Raw genomic sequence first — 20648 nt, 5'->3', positions numbered from 1 at the left:
TCCGGGCGGGCAAGCCTAGCTCTGCCGCATCACGACACGGAGCCTGTGTATGAAATCCCTTCTTCTCGCCCTCGGCCTGTTCTGCGCAGCCCCCGCTATCGCGCAGGAGCAGCTGCCGCCGCAGGGCGCAGCTCGGATCGACGCCGTCAATCAGGCCACCAACACCTTTCTGATGAACCGCCAACGCGGGGCGCACGATTTGAACTGGACCACTCTGGTGCCCGACCTGCAAAGCCAGCAGCCCCGCACCATGTTCCGCAACGTGGAAACCGCGCACGCCGAACAGACCGGCAAGCTGACCGGCTTTCACGTGACGGATGCCACAATCTATCCCAACGAGGATGCTGTCGCCCTCGCATATCTGGCGCGCTATGAGAATGGGCTGATGGAATGCGGCACGTTCCTGTGGGAGGCTTTGGGCAACGAAGCGCCGCGCCTCAGAAGCCTGAGCGCCACCGCGTTCACCGCCGAGCAGGCGACGACGGAGGACGGCGCCAAAGCCCTGACCGAAGCAGGCTGCAAGCTGCCGCCACGCTAAGCGACAAAAGAAAAGGGCGCGCTGCCGATGCAACACGCCCTTTTCGGAAACCTGTAAAAGCCGGTTACTGCTTATTCACCTGGGAAAACTCCAGCTCGACCGGGGTTTCGCGGCCAAAGATCGACACGGCAACGCGTAGGCGCTGATTGTCGTCGTCGACACCCTCGACCATGCCGTCGAAGCCTTCGAAGGGGCCCTCGTTGACCTTGACCTTTTCGCCGATCTCGAAGCGGATTTCGAGACGCGGCGCGTCTTCGCCCTCCTGAACCCGGCCAAGGATGGCCTCGACTTCGGCATCGCGCATCGGCATCGGGCGGCCCTGCGGACCAAGGAACCCCGTGACGCGGTTGATGGAGTTGATCAGGTGATAGCCCTGATCCGACATTTCCATGTGCACCAGCACGTAGCCGGGCATAAAGCGACGCTCGGTGGTCACCTTCTTGCCGCGACGCACTTCGATGACCTCTTCGGTCGGCACCAGAACCTCGTCGATCTTCTCTTCGAGCCCCTGCTCCTCAACCGCCGTCCGGATCTGCTCGGCAATCTTTTTCTCGAAATTCGAGAGAACGCTCACCGAATACCACCGCTTTGCCATGTCCGACCTCTGTTCCTAGCTTGCCCGCACCGCGGGCGCATTCGCGAATTGCCCCCGCGTGTCGGAGGCGCCTTCTGGAAATGAAACGGCGCGCGAGCTTGTAACAGCCGCGCGCCTCAATTCTGAGCCAGTCCGATATACCACGCAAGTCAAGATGGCAAGGCCCCTGCCCCGCCAACCGGCCTGCGTTCAGTTGGTCCCGAAGTAGGTCAGCACGCCGGACATGCCTGCGCGGATCGCGATGTCCACCAACGAAAAGAAGATCGCCACCAGCGATGCCATGATAAAGACCATGATTGTGGTCAGCGTCACTTCGCGGCGCGTCGGCCAAACGATCTTGGCCGCTTCCGCGCGCACCTGCTGGATGAACTGAAGCGGGTTCGTCGTCGCCATGCTGAAAATTCCCGTATCACTGTGCGCCAAACGACCGGAGTCGGAGGCTGCGTTCAGGCGCATTTACGCAAGCGCGCTCACAAACGCAAGGTCTATGGCGCTCGCAAGGCTGTGAAGCAAAAGACTGACGGCTTGGAAGGCGGCCTCATGCGTCGGGCTGGCGCTGCTGGAGCGACGCGGGCGTCGGTCCTTTTCACCGTATTATAAGGTCGCCCGCAAGCTGCCTTGATCCGTCCCGCGCTCCGCCCATCCATCAGCCGTTTCGGAGAAACCGGATACACCTCACCCATATCTCCCCAACAGTTATTCTGCTTGGCCGCCTGAAGCCCACTGCATTCTGAAATCCGTTTTCAGGCCGATGGCTGATTTTCAAATTTATTTGGGAACGACTTTCGCTGATCGGTGTTGGGTGTGCAGAAGGCGAGACGAACACTGCTTGCCAAAGTAATTAGACTAAGGAGACTCGATAATGAAACGTTTCATCACCGCAGCCGCCCTCACATCTGTCATTGCTACCGGCGCATTCGCAGCGACCGAGTATCAGACGTCGACCATTAACCAGTACGTCCCTGAAGTCGACGTATCCACCCTCAGCGACGAGCAAGTGGATGCCCTGATCGCAATCTCCGGGTCCGCCGACGAAGCTGACAAAGAGCAGAAGATGCGCTCTTACCTGGGCGTGCAGACGTCCCCGGCAACCGTCGACACGACGACAACCACCATGACGACTGCTGATGCCTCGATGGACGACCCGACTATCTCCCAGTACCTGCCGGATGTCGATCAGTCGACACTGACTGACCAGCAGAAAGCTGCTTTGGTTGGTATCGCAACCTCCGCGGATGAATCCGACAAAGAACAGAAAATGCGCTCCTACCTGATGGACTGAATTCTCTGAATTTTGAGTACTCAAAGGCCGCCCCATTCGGGCGGCCTTTTTTCGTCTGCCGCAAACACATCACAAACACTTGATAAGATTGAAAAAATATCGGGAACCAAACCCAGGTCAGGGAAGTTTACCCACCAGAAGACAGAGGGAAAGCTCTCTGCCAAGAACAATAATACGTTAGGAGCTACTTGATGAAACGCTTTATGACCGCTACCGCACTGGTGACCGTGATCGCAACCGGCGCATTTGCCGCTGACGACTTCTCGACCACGACCATCAACCAGTACATCCCGGAGCTCGACGTCTCGACCCTCACAGACGAGCAAGCCGCCGCTCTCGTTGGTATCGCGACCTCCGCTGACGAAGCCGAAAAAGAGCAGAAAATGCGTTCTTACATCGGCGTCTTCAAAGAGCCCGAGACAACAACCGTGGTCAAGGTCGTTCCTGCTGACTCCGTTGTCGTGACCGAAGAAGTCGCCGCCGAAGATGATGGCGAATATTTCGATGAGGTTATCGCCTCCTTCCTGCCGGACGTCGACATCGAGACGCTGACCGACGAACAGAAAGCAGCTCTCGTGGCAATTGCTTCCAAAGAAGGCAACGACAACGACAAAGAGCGTGAAATGCGCTCCTACCTGATGAACTAATTCAAGTTTACAGCACCAATGCAAAGGGCAGCCTTCGGGCAGCCCTTTTTGCGTTTGACTGTCGCTCATGCCCAAGCGTTGCGGTCACTAGAGGGCAGGATCAGCGCGTCACGCTCAAGGCTCCCTGGCACAGCCGCACGTGCGGGGCACTCGCCAAGTCGCCAAGCCTCCCACACGAGAGCACCCAGACCCGCGCAAAACATCTCGCGATGCCACTACGGTCGCATTCGATCACTGATGAGTTTTGGAAATTTTCGAAATGGCAGGGGCACAGGGACTCGAACCCGGGACCTACGGTTTTGGAGACCGTCGCTCTACCAACTGAGCTATACCCCTACAGGCCACTTAAGGCCGTGTCGTCGTTTACACGCGCTCCGCACAGAGTTCAAGAGCCCGCGTCAGACAAAATTCAAAGCCCTCTTCCCGCGACGGAAAAGCCCGCCAAAGAGGCGCTTTTGGACCGACACCTCGTCTGTGCGCAAACCGCACAGAAGCTGTGCAACCTCCCCATTTCACGCACAAGTTGGCCCTGCGGAAAACGATCTCCCGCGCAGGATTAGCGATTTCCTCAGGAAATAAAGGGGCAACGCCACGCTGTCCCAGAGTTTCAAATTTCAAGCTCACTTTTTCGCGACTGATCCGAGATTATTCCGTGATTTCAACTACTCAGCAAGAGAGCCTATCTCTGTCTCATCCGAGGCGACACAGTCTTGGAAACACACACAGGGGCGTCTCGCCCCAAATCTTAAAAGGTATCACTATGAAAACTCTCATCGCATCCGCACTCACCGCGACCGCACTTTTTGCAGGCGCCGCGCAGGCCGCTCCGGTCTCCTCCGAAGTGCAAACCTACCTGCCGAATGCAAACTACAGCAACTTGTCGGACACCCAGGTCGCCGCGATCAACAGCGTCGTTCACTCCGGCAAGAACTACAACGAAACACGCTCCGCTATCCGTTCCATCCTGAACTGATACGGCTCTCCCCGGCCTGCGCACCGTCATATCGGCTCGCTGACCCGGAAAGCCCCCCCTCCCTGTTATAGGCCGGACACAATCAGCCGGCGACTTTGTAAAGGACTAAAACAATGAAAACGCTTATCGCAACCGCCCTGACCGCTTCCGTTCTCTTCGCTGGTGCCGCGTCCGCAACCACCGCGCCGCGCCTGTCCCCGGAAGCCCTGCGCTACCTGCCGAATGCAGAAACCGTTGCGCTCACAGACACGCAAATCCACCAGATCAACGCCGCAGTGCACGCCGGTGGCAACTACAATGAAAAGCGTTCCGTGATCCGTTCGCTGGCGCAGTAAAGCCAGCCTCGCATTGACGTCGCGCGCCCCTCCTCCCTCGCGCGAGGTCTGTGAAAGCCGCGTCCCTTACCGGGGCGCGGCTTAACATTTGGAGGGGTCAGATCCAGCGCAGCTTGCGAAAGACCACGATCTGCACCGCGACCAGCACTGCTAGCGACGCGGTAAAGATCCAGAACGCCGCCTCATGCGCCGCTCCCGGCATTCCGGCGAGGTTGATCCCGAACAGCCCTGTCAGGAAGCCCAGCGGCAAAAACACCGCTGACAGGATGGAAATCAGGTACATGTTCTGGTTCAGCGTGTCGGACAATTGCCCGGACAGCTCATCGCGCACCAGCGCCAGTCGGTCACGCATCGCGTCTATATCTTCGACCAGCCGTTGCAGGGCATCCAGTTCTTCGCCCATCTGACGATGATCGTCTTCCTGTATCCAGTCTGGCGCGCTTTGCAGAAGATGCCGCACAGCGTCGCGCTGCGGCTGCAGGTAGCGGCGCAGGACCACGGTCTGCCGCCGCAGGTCGGCGACCTGCTGGCGCATCGCCTTGTTTCCGCCCTCCAGCACCTGCTCCTCCAGCGCGTCGGCAGTGTCGTCGAAATCACGCCAAAAGGCCTCGATCCGGACGTTCAGCCGCTCTGATAAAAGCCGCAGGAACTCCGACGCATCCTCCGGCCCCTGCCCGCTCTCGATCATGTGCGCGATATCCTCCACCGCACGCACACGCCGCCGCGACAGGCTGATGATGCGGTTGGGGTCAATCCAGAGCCGGACAGCGACCATATCCTCGGGGGCCTCGCCGTCTATGGTATTGATGCCCCGCAGGATAACGATCAGCCCATCGCCCACGCGGGTCACGCGCGGGCGGGTCTCTTCCGTCACCAGGGCGTCGACGATGGATTCGTCGAGATACGAAAGGTTGTCCACGATCCAACCCGGCGTTTCCGCATGGCCCGCCGAAAGGTGGACCCACCCAAGAGTTTCGGATTGCAGAACCCTCGGCGCATCTGCCGGAGACATAGCCTGACAGCGATCTGGGCCGTTCAAGATATAGGCACGCTGCAAAAGTGTGTCGGGATGGGGGATGATATCATTCATACGCTCAAGATACGTCGAGGCGACGTCTCAGCAAGTGATAAGCGCCCGTCGAACGCATGGAGGCGTATAAAAAAAGGCCGCCCCTGGGGACGGCCTTTCTATTGGCTGATCAGCAGTAGCTGACCAAGCGAGGATCTTCGACACACCGGTCTTGGCGCGTCTCGGGATCATCGCTTAGGCGAGGATCTTCGACACACCGGTCATGGCGCGTCTCGGGATCATCGCTTAGGCGAGGATCTTCGACACACCGGTCATGGCGCGTCACGGGATCATCGCTTATGCGAGGATCTTCGACACGACGCCGGAACCCACGGTGCGGCCACCCTCACGGATAGCGAAGCGCAGGCCCTCTTCCATCGCGATCGGGGCGATCAGCTCGACGGAGAACTTAAGGTTGTCGCCCGGCATCACCATTTCGGTGCCCTCGGGAAGCTCAACCGTGCCGGTCACGTCCGTGGTGCGGAAGTAGAACTGCGGACGGTAGTTCTTGAAGAACGGTGTGTGACGACCGCCTTCTTCCTTGTTCAGGATGTAGACCTCGCACTCGAATTTCGTGTGCGGGTTCACCGACTTCGGCTTGCACAGAACCTGACCGCGCTCAACACCTTCACGGTCGATGCCGCGCAGCAGGATGCCGACGTTGTCGCCTGCTTCACCACGATCGAGCAGCTTGCGGAACATTTCCACACCGGTGCAGGTCGTCTTGGTGGTGTCGCGGATGCCGACGATTTCGATTTCGTCGCCAACGTTGATCACGCCACGTTCCACACGGCCGGTCACAACCGTACCACGACCCGAGATCGAGAACACGTCTTCGATCGGCATCAGGAAGGGCTGGTCCGTCGCGCGCGGCGGCTGCGGGATGTACTCGTCCACGGCGGCCATCAGTTCGCGGATCTTGTTCTCGCCGATCTCGGGATCACGGCCTTCCATCGCGGCCAGAGCGGACCCCGCGATGATCGGGATATCGTCGCCCGGGAAGTCGTATGCGGACAGCAGTTCGCGGACTTCCATTTCGACGAGCTCGAGCAGCTCTTCGTCGTCGACCTGGTCAACCTTGTTCATGAACACGACCATGGCGGGGATACCCACCTGGCGGCCGAGCAGGATGTGCTCGCGCGTCTGCGGCATGGGGCCGTCAGCAGCGTTCACGACCAGAATCGCGCCGTCCATCTGGGCCGCACCGGTGATCATGTTCTTGACGTAGTCGGCGTGGCCGGGGCAGTCGACGTGCGCGTAGTGACGTGCCTCGGTCTCGTACTCGACGTGCGCGGTCGAGATGGTGATGCCGCGTGCTTTTTCTTCCGGTGCGCCGTCGATCTGATCGTAGGCCTTGAAGTCACCGAAATACTTGGTGATCGCCGCGGTCAGCGTGGTCTTGCCGTGGTCAACGTGGCCGATTGTGCCGATGTTGCAGTGCGGCTTGTCGCGTGTGAACTTTTCCTTTGCCATCTCTTAAAGACGCCTCGTTATTCAAGGGGCCAGACAGGAGGCCCGGGTTTCCATCGCGGGGCACATATTGAGTCGGCGACGAAAAATCAACCCCGTCAAATCACTGAGCGTTTACAGAAGCGGCCTCTGGTGACGGCTCGGCCACAATCATGGGCGCGGATCGCGCTGTGGAGAACCAATCCTCCTCCGCCATCTTCTCGCGCAGCCAGTCTTCGATCTGCAGGGCTGCCTGATCCGCAAGGCGGGTCATTTGCTCTTCGCGCGTGTACTTCAGCCGGGTTTCGAACACCTGAATCACGTGGATCAGCTCGGTCTCGGCGTTCAGCTTGGCGTTGGCGGCATCGTCCCAGACGGTGAGACGCAAAGCGAGGGCAGATTTGCCGGGGATGATTGGGGGCGGCAGGCTATATGCTTCGACCGAAATCCCGAGGTGATAGTATCGCCCGCCAGAGAAGCGGCGAAACCGTTTCTCCACGGCTTTGTCCACCGTGCTGATCCATTCGTCTTCGGTCGCATTGCGCGAGACCAGCAGTTGCTGAAGGTTCGGCGCCACCACGATCGCGTGCCCAAGAGTGAAATCGCCCAGCGGTTCCACCGGTTGCGCCAGATCCTTTGTCGCATCCGAACAGGCAACCAGCGACAGCATCATCGTTACAATGGCAAATACACGAACCATTTCCATCCCCTTCGATCCTGTTTTGTCCCGTAGCGCGAACAGGGCATAGGTGCAATTGCGCACCACTTTGCCAAAGGCGCATTCCCGCCTATCTTTGCAAGGATACAACACGCAAAGCGCCGCTCTTGGCCGCGCCTGGAGGGTTCCCATGACACAGATGCCGCCGACCGGCGTGCCGGTTCAGGTACCGTTGGTGACAGAGCCGATGAGCCTTTGGGCCTCGTTGCAGGCCACGCGCCGAAACGTCCTGTCAATTATCCCCGAAATCGCAACAAAACAGCCCATGGTGTCCGGCAAGACCGGCAAACGCTGGCACATGGTCATGGACCCCGGTGCAATCCGCCGGATGCTGCTGGAAAATCTCGACAATTACCCGAAGTCGCTGGTGACCAAGAACCTTCTGAAGCCCGCCATCGGCGACAGTCTGTTCATCGCCGAGGGCGCGCATTGGCGCTGGCAGCGACGCACCGCTGCGCCGGTGTTTTCGCATCGCAACGTGATGAACCTTGCCCCGGTGATGAGCGCCGCCGCCCAGCGCAGCATCGACCGCATTCGCCAGACGGGGCCCCGCGCGGTGAACTTTCTCGACGAGATGGTCAGCGTGACGTTCGACGTGATCTCCGACGTGACCTTTTCCGGCGACAGCACCTTTGACCGCGACGGGGTGCACAAGGCCATCGACGCCTACATCTCCGAGGCGGGCAAAGTGTCGCTGTTCGACATTCTGGGCGCGCCGGATTGGGTGCCACGGCCCGGACGCGCCTTTCACGCCGGCGGCGTGAACCAGATGAAGGACATGGCAGACCGGGCCATTGCCGCCCGCGCCGACCGCCCTTCCGAAGGGGTGCCGGACCTCATGGATCTGCTGCAAGTGGGCAAGGATCCCGAAACCGGCCGCAGCATGTCGCCCTCCGAGCTCAGGGACAATCTGCTGACCTTCATCGTCGCGGGGCACGAAACCACGGCCCTGACCCTGTCGTGGTCGCTGTACCTGCTGGCGTTCGACCAGGAGGCACAGGACCGCGTCCGCGCCGAAGCCCGCGCGCTCATGACCGGAGAAACCGTCAGCGGCGACGATGTGGCGAATCTGCCCTTCACTCGCAAGGTCATCGACGAGGCTCTGCGTCTGTATCCGCCCGCGGGAATGGTATCGCGCACGGCCAGGGCAGCGGATGAATTGTGCGGCCGGGAGATCCGCAAGAGCGATACGGTCATCATCCCGATCTACGCGCTGCACCGCAACCATCTGCTCTATGATTCGCCGCACGTCTTCCGCCCGGATCGGTGGGAGCAAAAACCGGAGCGCTACGCCTACCTGCCTTTCGGCGACGGGCCACGCATCTGTATCGGGGCAAGCTTTGCCCTGCAGGAGGCCATAATCATCCTCGCCTCACTGGTCGCCAACTTCCGCTTCACCGCGGTGAAAGGGCGCGATCCGGAACCGGTCATGATCCTGACACTCCGCCCCAATGGCGGCGTCTGGTTGGAGGCAGAGCCTGTCTGATCCGTAGGGAAGCCCCCCGCCAGCGGGGGCCCCGCCCTTTGGGTCCCCGGGCCATCCATGGGACGCCCGGCTGCCTTTAACGGTTGGCGCCCGGCACCCACAAAACGTCCTGTGCGCCGTTGCCGTTCGCCACGCGAGAGGCGACGAAAAACCAGTCGGACAGGCGGTTGAGGTACTTCACCGCTGCCGCGTTGATGTCCGCTTCGGAGGCCAGCTCCACCGACAGACGCTCGGCCCGGCGCGCCACTGTCCGGCAGACGTGCAGATGCGCCGACAAGGCCGATCCGCCTGGCAGCACAAAGGACCGCAAAGGGGCCAGATCTGCGTTCATGGCGTCGATCTCGACCTCCAGGCGTTCCACCTGGGCCTCCACCATACGCAGCGGCGGATATTCGGACTCCGCGTCCTTGGCCATGTCCGGACGACACAGGTCGGCGCCCAGATCAAAGAGGTCGTTCTGAATGCGCGCGAGTGCGTCATCCATGTCCCCTTCAGCCGCCAGCCGCGCCACGCCCACGAACGAGTTCAGCTCATCCGAGGTGCCATAGGCCTCCACCCGCGCGTCATACTTCTTGACCCGCGTGCCATTGCCCAGCGCCGTGTCTCCGGCGTCGCCCGTGCGCGTGTAAATCTTGTTCAGTACAACCATGTCGCCCCCACTTGGTCTTTGATCAGGTGCCTTGGCGGAAATAGGCAAAGAGCAAAATCAACACCACCGCGACGAATTGTGCAGCGATGCGCCACTGCATCGCCTTGTTCGACCACTTGCGGCTGAAATCCCCGCCCTTGGCAAAACTGCCAATGCCAAACAGCAAAACGCCCACCACAGCAAACATGACCAAGGCCATGACGATGAACAGGGGATCGTTTGTCATGTCGATTCCTTCCCTTTGCGCCGACCGGAATGGCCTGCGACCGCTTTGACTGACGACTTAGCGCGCCTCATCGCAAAAGCGAAGCCCGCACACCTGCGGCACGTCAGCCCTTGGAGATCAGCCAGTCCAGCCTGCGGGTTGTCAGCAGTCGCCGCGCCGCACCCATCAGATGGGTGGCGCGGGTGATGTAATAGCGCGGTTTCGGCCGCGGGTGTTCGATCGCGTGGATCAACTTTTCCGTAACGGCGTCGGGCGGCAGCTCGAACCTGTCAGGGCCGCGTGATTCGTAAAGCCGCTTCAGCAGCTTGCCCCGATACTGTTCGGCACGGGGGCTGTTTTCCCAATCCACCCATTTCTCGAAATGCGGGATGGAATTCACGCGAATTTTCGAGGTCACCGGCCCGGTGTTCAGCGCCACAACGTGAATGCCAGTATCGCGCATCTCGATTCGCAGAGTATCGGTCAGCCCCTCGATGGCGAATTTCGTCGCGCTGTAGGCCGCCCGCCAGGGCATCACCACCAGCCCAAGCACGCTGGAGTGGTTCACGATTCGCCCATACCCCTGCGCGCGCATCACCGGAATCACCCGGCGTGTCAGCTCATGCCAGCCAAAGACGTTGGATTCGAAAATCTCGCGCAGCGCGTCTGTGGGCAGATCCTCCAGCGCGCCGGGCGTGGCATGGGCACCGTTGTTGAACAGCGCATCCAGCGTGCCGCCCGTGGCGGACAGCACCTCGGTCAGGCCGCTCTCGATGCTGGCGGTGTCGGTGTAATCAATGCGCGGACTGTCAAAGCCCGCCTCCCGGAACCGGACGCAATCCGCCTCCTGTCGGCAGGATGCAAAGACACGCCACCCACGAGCTTTCAACCCATGAGCGGCGTTCAAACCAATGCCCGAAGAGCACCCGGTGATAAGGATCGTTTTCTGAGACATGCGCGGTACAGACGGGTTTCGCCGCCGCGCGTCAATACTCAGTTGGACGCGGTGAGGAAACTGTCAGCCATCCAGCCGATGTCGTTGCCATCGAGCGCACGCAGCTTGACCCACCCAGCGCCGGTGTCGTCGATCACTTCGACCTCCTCACCACGCAAAAGCTGCGTCAGCACGTTGTAATTGGTCGACGGACCACCGCGCAGGTTCACACGGCTCGCCGTGACCTCGCGGTAATCCACGACCGCCGCTGTGGCCACAGCGGCTTCGATCTCGGCGGGGCGGCTCACGTCGATCCCAAAGTCGGACTCATCCGACGGCATCGCTGCGGTCATCGACGCGGGGGTGATAACGGCATCGCCAGCTGAGGGAGCATATACCGTCTTGACCTGTGCAGGCCGCGCAGCAACAGCGGGCATGACAACGGCATTCAGATCAGCAGGGGTGTCACGGGCGACAATTTCTGGCGTCTCAGCGGGTGCCGCGGCCACTTGAACGCTGGCAGGCGTCTCGACGTTTGGAATGGCGACAAGTTGCACTCCGTTTTCGCCGGGCACAAAACTTGTGCCCCCCGACAGCTCGAACCAAGCCCACCCCAAAAGACCAAATGTCACAAGGAAAAGACGTACCATTCCCCAAATACCCCCACTTTTATCAGAGGTGATCGGTCGCAACCCGACACCCCGTCGCCTGCAAGACAGCAACGCGTTACGTTTATCAGCCCCCCTTAGATCGCCTAAGGGAAATTGCAGGACTTATTCCCAGACTGTCGCTTGCTGCGCCCGAAAGGCAGCGATATCACGACGCTCATGTCAGACGATGAACTCGATCCCCTCGATCCCATCCGCAACCCCGCAGAACCCCTGCGGCGAGCGATCGGAGAGCGCTACTTAACGTACGCGCTTTCGACCATTATGCACCGTGCGTTGCCCGATGCGCGGGATGGGCTGAAGCCTGTCCATCGTCGTATCTTATATGCAATGCGCAGGCTGCGACTTAGTTCCACGGGAGGCTTCCTAAAATCTGCAAAGATTTCAGGGGACACCATGGGGGACTTCCACCCGCACGGCGACGCGGCGATCTACGACGCCATGGCGCGCCTGTCGCAGGACTTTACGATTCGCTACCCTCTGGTGGACGGTCAGGGCAACTTCGGCAACATCGACGGCGATAACCCGGCGGCGAGCCGATACACCGAAGCACGCATGACCGTGATGGCCGAGGCGCTGCTGAACGGGCTGGACGAAAACGCCGTCGATTTCCGTCCGAACTACGATGGTCGCCTCGAAGAACCCTCCGTTCTGCCCGCCTCCTACCCGAATCTCCTGGCCAATGGGTCATCGGGCATTGCGGTCGGCATGGCGACGAACATCCCGCCGCACAACATCGGCGAGCTGATAAACGCCTGCCTGCATCTGATCAAATCGCCCAACGCCGTGGACGACACGCTGATGCAATATGTGCCGGGGCCGGACTTTCCCACCGGGGGCGTCATCGTCGAACCGGCTGAAAACATTGCCAACGCCTACCGCACGGGTCGCGGCTCCATCCGTCTGCGCGCCCGCTGGCATGTGGAGGACCTGGGCCGTGGCCAATGGCAGGCCATCGTCACCGAGATCCCCTACCAGGTGCAAAAGTCCAAGCTGGTCGAACGCATCGCCGAGGTCATCCAGATCAAGAAAGTGCCGATCCTCGCCGACGTGCGCGACGAATCCGCCGAAGACGTCCGCATGGTGCTGGAACCGAAGTCCAAGAACGTCGACCCCGACGTGCTGATGAATGCGCTGTTCCGCAACACTGATCTGGAAACGCGCTTTTCGCTCAACATGAACGTGCTGATCGACGGTGTGACGCCGCGCGTCTGCTCGCTGAAGGAGTGCCTGCGCGCCTTCCTCGATTTCCGCCGCGACGTGCTGATCCGCCGGTCCAAGCACCGCATGGCGAAGATCGACAATCGTCTCGAAGTGCTCGAAGGCCTCATCATTGCCTTCCTGAACCTCGACCGCGTGATCGACATCATCCGCTACGATGACGACCCCAAGGCCGCGCTGATGTACGAGGACTGGTCCAAGCCGCATCAGGCCACCATCGTCCGCGCCACGGACGAAAGCGATTACCAGTCTCCGCTGGCGGGGATCGACGTCAAGGCACTGGAACTGCACGACGATCCCGACGCGGTTGCCCGTGGGGTCCTGCTGGACGAAGACGGCCCCGCCACCATCCCACGCCGCTTCACCGGCCGGTCCGAGGGTCTGTCCGACGTGCAGGCCGAGGCGATCCTCAACATGCGTCTGCGCAGCTTGCGCCGCCTCGAGGAGCTGGAACTGGTCAACGAGCGCAACACTCTCATGGAGGAACGCGCCGGGCTCGAAGACCTAATGGACTCCGAGGACATGCAGTGGGGTCAGGTCAAGGACCAGCTGCAAGAGGTCAAGAAGCAGTTCACCAAGGGCTATGATCGCGGCCAGCGCCTGACCGCCTTTGCCGAGGCGACCGAAACCGAGGATGTCCCGCTGGAGGCCATGATCGAGCGCGAGCCGGTCACCGTGGTCTGCTCCCAGATGGGCTGGATTCGCGCCATGACCGGTCACATCGACTTGAACCGCGAGCTGAAGTTCAAGGACGGCGACGGCCCGCGCTTCATCTTCCATGCGGAAACGACGGACAAGCTGCTGGTCTTCGGGTCGAACGGGCGTTTCTACACCGTGATGGCCGCCAACCTGCCCGGTGGTCGTGGCATGGGCGAACCGCTGCGCCTGATGGTCGATCTACCCAACGATGTCGAAATCCTCGACATTATGATCCACCGCCCCGGCCAGCGCCTGATCGTGGCGTCCTCTGCGGGTGACGGATTTATCGTGCCGGAAGACGACGTTGTCGCGCAGACCCGCTCCGGCAAGCAGGTGCTGAACGTCAGAACCCCGACCCGCGCGCTGGTCTGCAAGCCTGTCACCGGCAACGCCGTGGCCGTGGTGGGCGAGAACCGCAAGCTGTTGGTCTTCATGCTCGACGAGCTGCCCGAAATGGGCCGTGGCAAGGGGGTGCGTATGCAGAAATACAAGGACGGTGGCATGTCCGACGCGCGCACCTTCACGCTGGAGGCAGGGCTGAGCTGGCAGGATCCCGCAGGGCGGACCCGCACCGTCACGGGGGAGGAGCTGGCGGAATGGACCGCCAAGCGTGCCGGCGCCGGGCGCATGGCGCCACGCGGCTTCCCTCGCGACAACAAGTTCAACTGATCCAAGGGTGGGGCGCTGCGGCGCCCCATTTTTTCACCCCCTCGTCAGGCTTTTCAGCCATACCTGACAGCGTGGCCAGCCGAGCCATGCAAACCTGACTTTACCCGCACAACCATACGTTTTAGGTCCGCCGAAAATAATTTGAAGGCAAACCCCATGGCATTAGAACAAAATCAGATGGCGATTGAGTATTCCGGCAGCAAGGGCCCCCTTTTCGGCCTGACGCTGAAAACCGGCCTGCTGTCGCTCATCACGCTCGGGCTGTACCGGTTTTGGCAAAAAACGCGCATTCGCAAGTACATCTGGTCCTCCGTCAACGCCGGGGGCGACACGTTTGAATACACCGGAACCGGGCTGGAAAAGTTTCTCGGCTTTCTCGTCGCCATCGTGTTTCTCGCAATTTACCTCGGCCTGGTGCAGATGGTGTTGTTCTACTTTGGCTTGAACATGATGGTGGACCCGGACACTGCCTCGAATGAACAGATCGTCCGCCAGATGGCCGCCCTCTACATTTCTGCACTGGCGGTGATGCCCTTCATCCTGTTCGCGATCTACCGCGCGCGCCGGTACAAGATGGCCCGCACACGGTTTCGTGGTATCCGCCTTGGCATGAAGAAAGGCGCATGGGGCTACGTCATCCGCGCCATGGGCTATGGCCTGCTCAGCATCGTCACGCTGGGGCTGCTCTCGCCGCTCATGACCTTCCGGCTGGAAAAATTCATGACCGACCGCAGTTTTTACGGCACCACCTCGCTCCGCCAGGACGGGAAATGGACCGCGCTTTACCCGGCGATGAAGCATGTCTTCATCGGTCTGGGCATTCTATTGGCGTCCGGCGTGGCATTCGGTTTCGGCATGGCAAATGAAACGATCGCGCTCGCCGTGCTGGGTGGCCTGTTGATCTTTGTCGGGTACGTCTGGCTGATGGTCGGGATGCTGTGTTATGGCGTCTGGTCCTTCGGATACCTGATGAGCCACAAGGTTGTCGTCGCGGACACGCCGGAGGATGAGATCCGCTTCGACGCCCGCCCGCGCACCCGTCAGGTCATCAAGACCTACATCCTCGGCGGCCTGCTGCTGGCATTGCTGTCCTCAATTGTGTTTGGTGCCGTCGCCGTGCTGGTCACGCCGTTCATGTTGGGCATGGAGGACGCCTTCATGACCGACGACCCCAGCGGCCAGTCGGGGATGATGTTCCGCATGGTGGGCGCCGCGTTGGTTGCAGGGATCGGCTACCTCGTGGGCATTGTCGTCATGCAGGCGCTCTCCATGATTTTGATCACCCAGCCGATTCTCGCCCATTATATCGAGACGATCACCGTACTGAACCCGGCGGGTCTGGATCGCGTCAGCCAGCGTGAGGCGTTGACCGGGATTGATGCGGACGGGTTTGCCGATGCGCTCGATATCGGCGGGGCGATCTGATGCAACACGGCACAGAGGCTCAGTTTTATGACGGTCTGACGGCGGCGCGCCATCGGGTGACTGTTGCCCTGACGCCGGACAAACACGCGCTGATCATCACGGGTGACAGCCTGCCGGAGCCGCTGCACTGGCGGCTCATGGATATCCGTGCGCTGTCGGACACGGCCGACGACAGCCGCCTGACCGTTACCCGACACACGGCCTCCGACGACGAAGCGCCACGCGACGTCGCGCGTCTGGTCATTCTGGACACCGATCTGATTCGCTGGCTGCATGGCACGCGTCCTGACCTGTTCAAAGTCGAAACCCACCCCGGCGCGCTGCGCAAGCTGCTGATCTATGCCGCCGGGGCCATTGCGGCGACAGCCTTGGTTTTGCTGGTGATTTTGCCCGCCATGGCCGACACGCTGGCCCGGCTGATCCCCATCGAGCGTGAGGTCGCCTTTGGCAAGGCCGTCACCCGCCAGATGGAACGGCAGTTGCGCTGGATGGGCGCCGACGGGGACCTTGGCTGCGCGTCACCAAAAGGCAGTGCCGCGCTGGACAAGCTGCTCACCCGCCTGACCGATCCGCAGGACATGGCGTATCAGATCGAATTGCAGGTCTTCGACCACCCGATGGTCAACGCCTTTGCCGCGCCCGGCGGTCAGGTTGTGATCCTGCGCGGCCTGCTGGACAAAGCCAACTCGCCTGAGGAAGTGGCCGGCGTTCTCGCCCACGAACTGGGCCACGTCGAAAGCCGCGACGCCACCCGGTTGACCCTGCGCGCCGCAGGCTCTGCCGGGATTCTCACCATGATCATCGGTGATTTCACCGGCGGCGCGGCCATTGCCCTCATCGGGGAAAACCTGCTGTCGGCCTCCTACACGCGCGAGGCAGAAGGCGCCGCAGATGTCTTTGCCCTCGACATGTTGGCGGATGCGCAGGTTGACGCGGACGGGTTCGCCGACTTCTTCGGAACATTGGCAGAGATGGAGCCGATCAATTTGCCGGAATACCTGTCGTCCCACCCCGTCACCGCAAACCGCGCCGCGCAGGCAGAGGCCTTTGCAGAAACACAATCAGACACCACCCCGATTCTGACTGATGCAGAGTGGCGCGCCCTGCAATCCATCTGCGATTGATCCCCGGTCACGCGTGAAACAGCCGGCCAATCCGCCGCAACGTAATTAAGTGCCACTTCCAGTGCTGCTATTGTAATGATTGTGCGCCGACGGTAACAAGCCTGCCAAAGTGGGGAGGCCATTTCGTGACGTAGGACGTGCGCAACGCGACGTTTTTGCCCTGTTTCCAAGGGGCCACGCGCGCTACACCCACTGACAGATGAATCTTGCGGGAAAATCCCGCCATTTGAGGAGAGACACGCTTATGAAGGTACTCGTACCCGTCAAGCGCGTGATCGACTACAACGTGAAGGTCCGTGTCAAAGCGGACGGCACCGGGGTCGATCTGGCGAATGTGAAAATGTCGATGAACCCCTTCGACGAAATCGCCGTCGAAGAGGCGATCCGCCTGAAAGAAGCCGGCAAGGCCACCGAGGTCATCGCCGTCTCCATCGGCGTGAAGCAAAGCCAGGAAACCCTGCGCACCGCTCTGGCCATGGGCGCTGATCGCGCGATCCTCGTCGAGGCCGCAGATGACGTGCACACCGATATCGAGCCGCTCGCCGTGGCCAAGATCCTCGCCGCCATCGTCAAGGACGAAGAGCCAGGCCTGATCATTCTCGGCAAGCAGGCGATCGACAACGACCTCGGCGCGACAGGCCAGATGCTGGCCGCCCTGCTGGGCTGGAGCCAGGCAACCAACGCGAACTCCGTCGAAGTCGACGGTGACTCCGCCGTTGTGGCGCGCGAAGTGGACGGCGGTCTGCAGACCGTCAAGGTGTCGATGCCCGCCATCATCACCACCGACCTGCGCCTGAACGAGCCGCGCTATGCCTCTCTGCCCAACATCATGAAGGCAAAGAAAAAGCCGCTCGATGCCAAGACCCCAGCGGACTACGGCGTCGACGTGAGCCCGCGCCTCGAGATCGTGAAAACCTCCGAACCGGCAACCCGTTCCGCGGGTGAGATCGTCGGCTCGGTTGACGAACTGGTGGCGAAACTCAAAGAGAAGGGGATCGTGTAATGGCTGTTCTTCTGCTTGCCGAAATCACCGATGGCACCCTGTCCATGGACGCCACCGCGAAGACCGTGACCGCCGCCAAAGCATTGGGTGACGTGACCGTTCTGGCCGTGGGCTCCTCCGCCACGGAGGCCGCGAATGAAGCGGCCACCATCGACGGCGTGGCCAAGGTGCTCGTCGCCGAGGATGCGCTGTACGGCCACCGCCTGGCAGAACCGGTTGCGGTGCTGATCGCCTCGCTTGCAGGCGACTACTCGCACATCGTCGCGCCTGCCACGACCGATGCCAAGAACATCCTGCCGCGCGTTGCTGCGCTGCTGGACGTGATGGTGCTGACCGACGTGACCGGCGTTGTCGATGCCGACACGTTCGAACGTCCGATCTACGCGGGCAACGCCATTCAGACCGTGAAATCGGCCGACGCGACGAAGGTCATCTCCTTCCGGACCTCGACCTTCGATGCGGCGGCAACCGGCGGCTCCGCCTCTGTCGAAACTATCGCGACTGGCGAAAACCCCGGCGTGTCCGAATGGGTCTCTGACAAAGTGGCTGAAAGCGACCGCCCGGAGCTGACCTCCGCTGGTATCGTCGTCTCCGGCGGCCGTGGCCTGGGCTCCGAAGAGAACTTCGCCATTGTCGAAAAGCTGGCGGACAAGCTGGGCGCGGCCGTTGGCGCGTCCCGCGCGGCAGTCGACTCGGGCTTTGCTCCGAACGACTGGCAGGTCGGCCAGACCGGCAAGGTCGTCGCCCCGGATCTCTATGTCGCCGTTGGCATCTCCGGCGCGATCCAGCACCTCGCCGGCATGAAGGACTCCAAGGTCATCGTCGCGATCAACAAGGACGAAGAAGCACCTATCTTCCAGGTTGCGGACTACGGTCTGGTTGCGGACCTCTTCGAGGCCGTCCCCGAGCTGACCGAAAAACTGTGAGCCTGTCGGGGCACCTGCCCTGACCCACACAGCCGATTTGACCCGCCCCCGTGGCGGGTCTTTTCGTTCCAGTGGGGCACCACGCCAAAATCGACGCCACCTCCGTTCTGCGGAGGGCCTCAATCCAGGACCGGCGTCCCGCCCACCATCGGGCGCAGGACGTCCACCAGATCGCGGGCCGCCTCGGCATGGGCCCGAGGCCCCTGCAACTCCACGGCGACGCAGCTTTCGAAATCCGAAAAAACCATCCCGGCCGTCCCTTCCATCCGCGCCGCTTCGGACGAGATCAGCTCCACCACCTGGCTCACCCGAGGGCGCAAAGTGTCGACCATATCCCGTGTGACAAAAAGCGGATCTTGCCGCATGTCGGGCGTATCGTCTTCCGGAATGGGATGATCCGAAAACCAAAGCAAAATCACCTGCCCCCGGATCTGGGTCAGCATGTTCTTCATCCGCGCCACCCAGGCCAGCCGCAACTCATCCACCACCTGCGCGAAACGATCCTGAGAGACCTCGGCCAACCGTCCCAACATATGCCGAACAAAATGGAATTCGGTGAAATCAACCTCCGGAAAAAGCTCCTCCAGCTGCTCCGACGCCTTCAGAAAGCGGTCGTTCCGCCGAGGATGCACCGAATAATAGCGGTTCGACATACTCTGCGCGCCCATGACCTGAACGACCTTTGCTTTGGCCTGAATCACCAAATCCATCACGGCCGGATCGTTCAGATACAGATCCACCCCCGCATTCACGACGCCAAAATTGACGCAAGGCACATGCAGCTGCGATTCGACAAGCTGCGGGAACGGCTCTTCAACGAACCGACCGTAGGTTTCCGTCGCCCCCAGGAACGCGACATAATCGCCATCCAACTGTTTGCACGGACCGCGAAACAGCACGCGCGAATTTCCGTAACGGCACGGATAGTACTCCAGGGCCCCATGACCCCCGCCATGTACAGACATAGCATCACCCCTTTTTCTTCACCCAGGGAGGAGAATCACTGAAACCCTTTGCCAATTCGCTAATGTTAAAATTCCTCGATAAGACGATAAAACTCCGCCCCTTGCGATTGTACCGCGCGCGGCCATATGGTTGCGCCGAACAGCCTGGAGATGCGTCATGGAAATCAAGTCAGTCGGGGTCGTAGGCGCAGGGCAGATGGGCAATGGGATTGCTCACGTCATGGCGCTGTCAGGGTACAAGGTCCGCCTCAACGATGTCCGCCAAGAGGCGTTGGACGACGCGCTCGCCCTGATCACAAAGAACCTCGACCGGCAGGTCAGCCGCGAAAAGATCAGCCAGACAGACCGTGACGGCGCGTTGGGGCGAATCAGCACCACGATGGATATGGCCGCGATTGGCGATTCGGACCTGGTGATCGAGGCCGCCACCGAACGCGAAGAGGTGAAGCACAAGATCTTTGAATCGCTCGCGCCCCACCTGCGCCCCGAGACGATCCTGACCTCGAACACCTCGTCGATCTCGATCACGCGGCTGGCATCGCGCACCGACCGGCCCGAAAAATTCATGGGGTTCCACTTCATGAACCCCGTCCCGGTGATGCAGCTGGTGGAGTTGATCCGCGGCATTGCCACCGACGTGGACACCTACGACGCCTGCCTCGCCGTGGTGAACAAACTCGGCAAGACCGCCGCCAGCGCCGAGGATTTCCCCGCCTTCATCGTGAACCGCGTCCTGATCCCGATGATCAACGAGGCCGTCTACACGCTTTACGAAGGTGTCGGGAACGTGAAATCCATCGACATGGCGATGAAGCTCGGCGCGAACCACCCCATGGGACCGCTCGAACTGGCGGATTTCATCGGCTTGGACACCTGCCTTGCGATCATGAACGTGCTGCACGACGGGTTGGCGGATACAAAATACCGGCCTTGCCCACTGTTGACCAAATATGTCGAGGCGGGCTGGCTCGGTCGCAAAACACAGCGTGGTTTCTACGATTATCGCGGCGACGAGCCCGTCCCCACGCGCTGATCCCGGCGAAAGCTCAGGGGGCACTGCGGCCCCCG

The 20648-nt window shown here is 61.0% G+C and carries 22 protein-coding genes and 1 tRNA gene; 12 read left to right on the top strand and 11 right to left on the bottom strand.

The window, feature by feature from the left end; translation table 11 throughout:
* Positions 1-49 precede the first annotated feature (49 nt).
* A complete protein-coding gene (locus J4E08_RS17990; RefSeq protein WP_349539684.1) occupies positions 50-538 on the top strand; it encodes a hypothetical protein in 489 nt (162 codons plus the stop codon).
* Between the two features lie 64 nt (positions 539-602).
* On the opposite strand, the gene nusG is transcribed toward J4E08_RS17990, so the two are convergent.
* A complete protein-coding gene (gene nusG / locus J4E08_RS17985) occupies positions 603-1133 on the bottom strand; it encodes a transcription termination/antitermination protein NusG (RefSeq protein WP_183966613.1) in 531 nt (176 codons plus the stop codon).
* 189 nt (positions 1134-1322) lie between these two features.
* On the bottom strand, positions 1323-1526 hold the full coding sequence (secE, locus tag J4E08_RS17980; RefSeq protein ID WP_183966611.1) for a preprotein translocase subunit SecE: 204 nt from the start codon (positions 1524-1526) through the stop codon (positions 1323-1325).
* 469 nt (positions 1527-1995) lie between these two features.
* On the opposite strand from secE, the gene J4E08_RS17975 reads away from it, so the two are divergent.
* Together J4E08_RS17975 and J4E08_RS17970 are read left to right on the top strand one after the other, a co-directional pair.
* Positions 1996-2415: a hypothetical protein gene (locus J4E08_RS17975; RefSeq protein WP_183966609.1), complete on the top strand. Its 420-nt coding sequence runs from the start codon at positions 1996-1998 to the stop codon at positions 2413-2415.
* 191 nt (positions 2416-2606) lie between these two features.
* A complete protein-coding gene (locus J4E08_RS17970; protein ID WP_183966607.1) occupies positions 2607-3062 on the top strand; it encodes a hypothetical protein in 456 nt (151 codons plus the stop codon).
* A 260-nt stretch (positions 3063-3322) separates the two neighbouring features.
* Here the strand turns inward: J4E08_RS17970 and J4E08_RS17965 are convergent.
* Positions 3323-3398, bottom strand: a tRNA-Trp gene (locus J4E08_RS17965).
* Positions 3399-3822: 424 nt separating this feature from the next.
* On the opposite strand from J4E08_RS17965, the gene J4E08_RS17960 reads away from it, so the two are divergent.
* Positions 3823-4035, top strand: coding sequence for a hypothetical protein (locus tag J4E08_RS17960; protein WP_183966605.1), 213 nt, complete (start codon positions 3823-3825; stop codon positions 4033-4035).
* A 113-nt stretch (positions 4036-4148) separates the two neighbouring features.
* Positions 4149-4370: a hypothetical protein gene (locus J4E08_RS17955; protein ID WP_183966603.1), complete on the top strand. Its 222-nt coding sequence runs from the start codon at positions 4149-4151 to the stop codon at positions 4368-4370.
* A 97-nt stretch (positions 4371-4467) separates the two neighbouring features.
* Here J4E08_RS17955 and J4E08_RS17950 read toward each other — a convergent pair whose 3' ends face one another.
* From J4E08_RS17950 to J4E08_RS17940, 3 genes are all read right to left on the bottom strand, one after another.
* A complete protein-coding gene (locus tag J4E08_RS17950; RefSeq protein WP_349539683.1) occupies positions 4468-5460 on the bottom strand; it encodes a zinc transporter ZntB in 993 nt (330 codons plus the stop codon).
* Between the two features lie 276 nt (positions 5461-5736).
* Positions 5737-6912, bottom strand: a complete 1176-nt coding sequence (tuf, locus tag J4E08_RS17945; RefSeq protein ID WP_183966631.1) for an elongation factor Tu — start codon at positions 6910-6912, stop codon at positions 5737-5739.
* A gap of 100 nt (positions 6913-7012) precedes the next feature.
* The gene (locus J4E08_RS17940) at positions 7013-7594 is read right to left on the bottom strand and encodes a hypothetical protein (RefSeq protein ID WP_221235588.1); all 582 of its coding nucleotides are present in this window, start codon (positions 7592-7594) and stop codon (positions 7013-7015) included.
* A gap of 151 nt (positions 7595-7745) precedes the next feature.
* Between J4E08_RS17940 and J4E08_RS17935 the strand changes: the two genes are divergently transcribed.
* The gene (locus tag J4E08_RS17935) at positions 7746-9092 is read left to right on the top strand and encodes a cytochrome P450 (RefSeq protein WP_349539723.1); all 1347 of its coding nucleotides are present in this window, start codon (positions 7746-7748) and stop codon (positions 9090-9092) included.
* 76 nt (positions 9093-9168) lie between these two features.
* Here J4E08_RS17935 and J4E08_RS17930 read toward each other — a convergent pair whose 3' ends face one another.
* From J4E08_RS17930 to J4E08_RS17915, 4 genes are all read right to left on the bottom strand, one after another.
* Positions 9169-9741 (bottom strand): cob(I)yrinic acid a,c-diamide adenosyltransferase, encoded by a 573-nt coding sequence (locus tag J4E08_RS17930; RefSeq protein WP_349539682.1) that lies wholly within the window; start codon positions 9739-9741, stop codon positions 9169-9171.
* 22 nt (positions 9742-9763) lie between these two features.
* A complete protein-coding gene (locus tag J4E08_RS17925; RefSeq protein ID WP_183966593.1) occupies positions 9764-9967 on the bottom strand; it encodes a twin transmembrane helix small protein in 204 nt (67 codons plus the stop codon).
* A 103-nt stretch (positions 9968-10070) separates the two neighbouring features.
* On the bottom strand, positions 10071-10901 hold the full coding sequence (locus J4E08_RS17920; RefSeq protein ID WP_349539681.1) for an SDR family NAD(P)-dependent oxidoreductase: 831 nt from the start codon (positions 10899-10901) through the stop codon (positions 10071-10073).
* A gap of 38 nt (positions 10902-10939) precedes the next feature.
* Positions 10940-11530 carry an SH3 domain-containing protein gene (locus J4E08_RS17915; protein ID WP_349539680.1) on the bottom strand — a complete coding sequence of 197 codons (591 nt, stop codon included), beginning with the start codon at positions 11528-11530 and terminating at the stop codon, positions 10940-10942.
* Positions 11531-11707: 177 nt separating this feature from the next.
* On the opposite strand from J4E08_RS17915, the gene J4E08_RS17910 reads away from it, so the two are divergent.
* The 5 genes from J4E08_RS17910 to J4E08_RS17890 all read left to right on the top strand — a co-directional run bounded on the left by J4E08_RS17910 (position 11708) and on the right by J4E08_RS17890 (position 18615).
* Positions 11708-14137, top strand: a complete 2430-nt coding sequence (locus J4E08_RS17910; RefSeq protein ID WP_349539679.1) for a DNA topoisomerase IV subunit A — start codon at positions 11708-11710, stop codon at positions 14135-14137.
* A gap of 156 nt (positions 14138-14293) precedes the next feature.
* The gene (locus J4E08_RS17905) at positions 14294-15562 is read left to right on the top strand and encodes a YjgN family protein (protein WP_349539678.1); all 1269 of its coding nucleotides are present in this window, start codon (positions 14294-14296) and stop codon (positions 15560-15562) included.
* Positions 15562-16686, top strand: coding sequence for a M48 family metallopeptidase (locus J4E08_RS17900; RefSeq protein ID WP_349539677.1), 1125 nt, complete (start codon positions 15562-15564; stop codon positions 16684-16686). The genes J4E08_RS17905 and J4E08_RS17900 overlap by 1 nt, the downstream gene beginning before the upstream one ends.
* Positions 16687-16930: 244 nt before the next feature.
* Positions 16931-17689: an electron transfer flavoprotein subunit beta/FixA family protein gene (locus J4E08_RS17895; protein WP_183966579.1), complete on the top strand. Its 759-nt coding sequence runs from the start codon at positions 16931-16933 to the stop codon at positions 17687-17689.
* Positions 17689-18615 (top strand): electron transfer flavoprotein subunit alpha/FixB family protein, encoded by a 927-nt coding sequence (locus J4E08_RS17890; protein ID WP_349539676.1) that lies wholly within the window; start codon positions 17689-17691, stop codon positions 18613-18615. Before J4E08_RS17895 ends, J4E08_RS17890 begins: the two co-directional genes overlap by 1 nt.
* Positions 18616-18734: 119 nt before the next feature.
* On the opposite strand, the gene J4E08_RS17885 is transcribed toward J4E08_RS17890, so the two are convergent.
* Positions 18735-19580, bottom strand: a complete 846-nt coding sequence (locus tag J4E08_RS17885; protein WP_349539675.1) for a DUF6473 family protein — start codon at positions 19578-19580, stop codon at positions 18735-18737.
* A 157-nt stretch (positions 19581-19737) separates the two neighbouring features.
* On the opposite strand from J4E08_RS17885, the gene J4E08_RS17880 reads away from it, so the two are divergent.
* A complete protein-coding gene (locus J4E08_RS17880) occupies positions 19738-20613 on the top strand; it encodes a 3-hydroxybutyryl-CoA dehydrogenase (RefSeq protein ID WP_349539674.1) in 876 nt (291 codons plus the stop codon).
* Positions 20614-20648 lie beyond the last annotated feature (35 nt).

This window comes from Sagittula sp. NFXS13 (genome assembly GCF_040148795.1).
Classification (GTDB): Bacteria; Pseudomonadota; Alphaproteobacteria; order Rhodobacterales; family Rhodobacteraceae; genus Sagittula; species Sagittula marina.
This window is presented reverse-complemented; position numbering and strand designations above follow the sequence as displayed.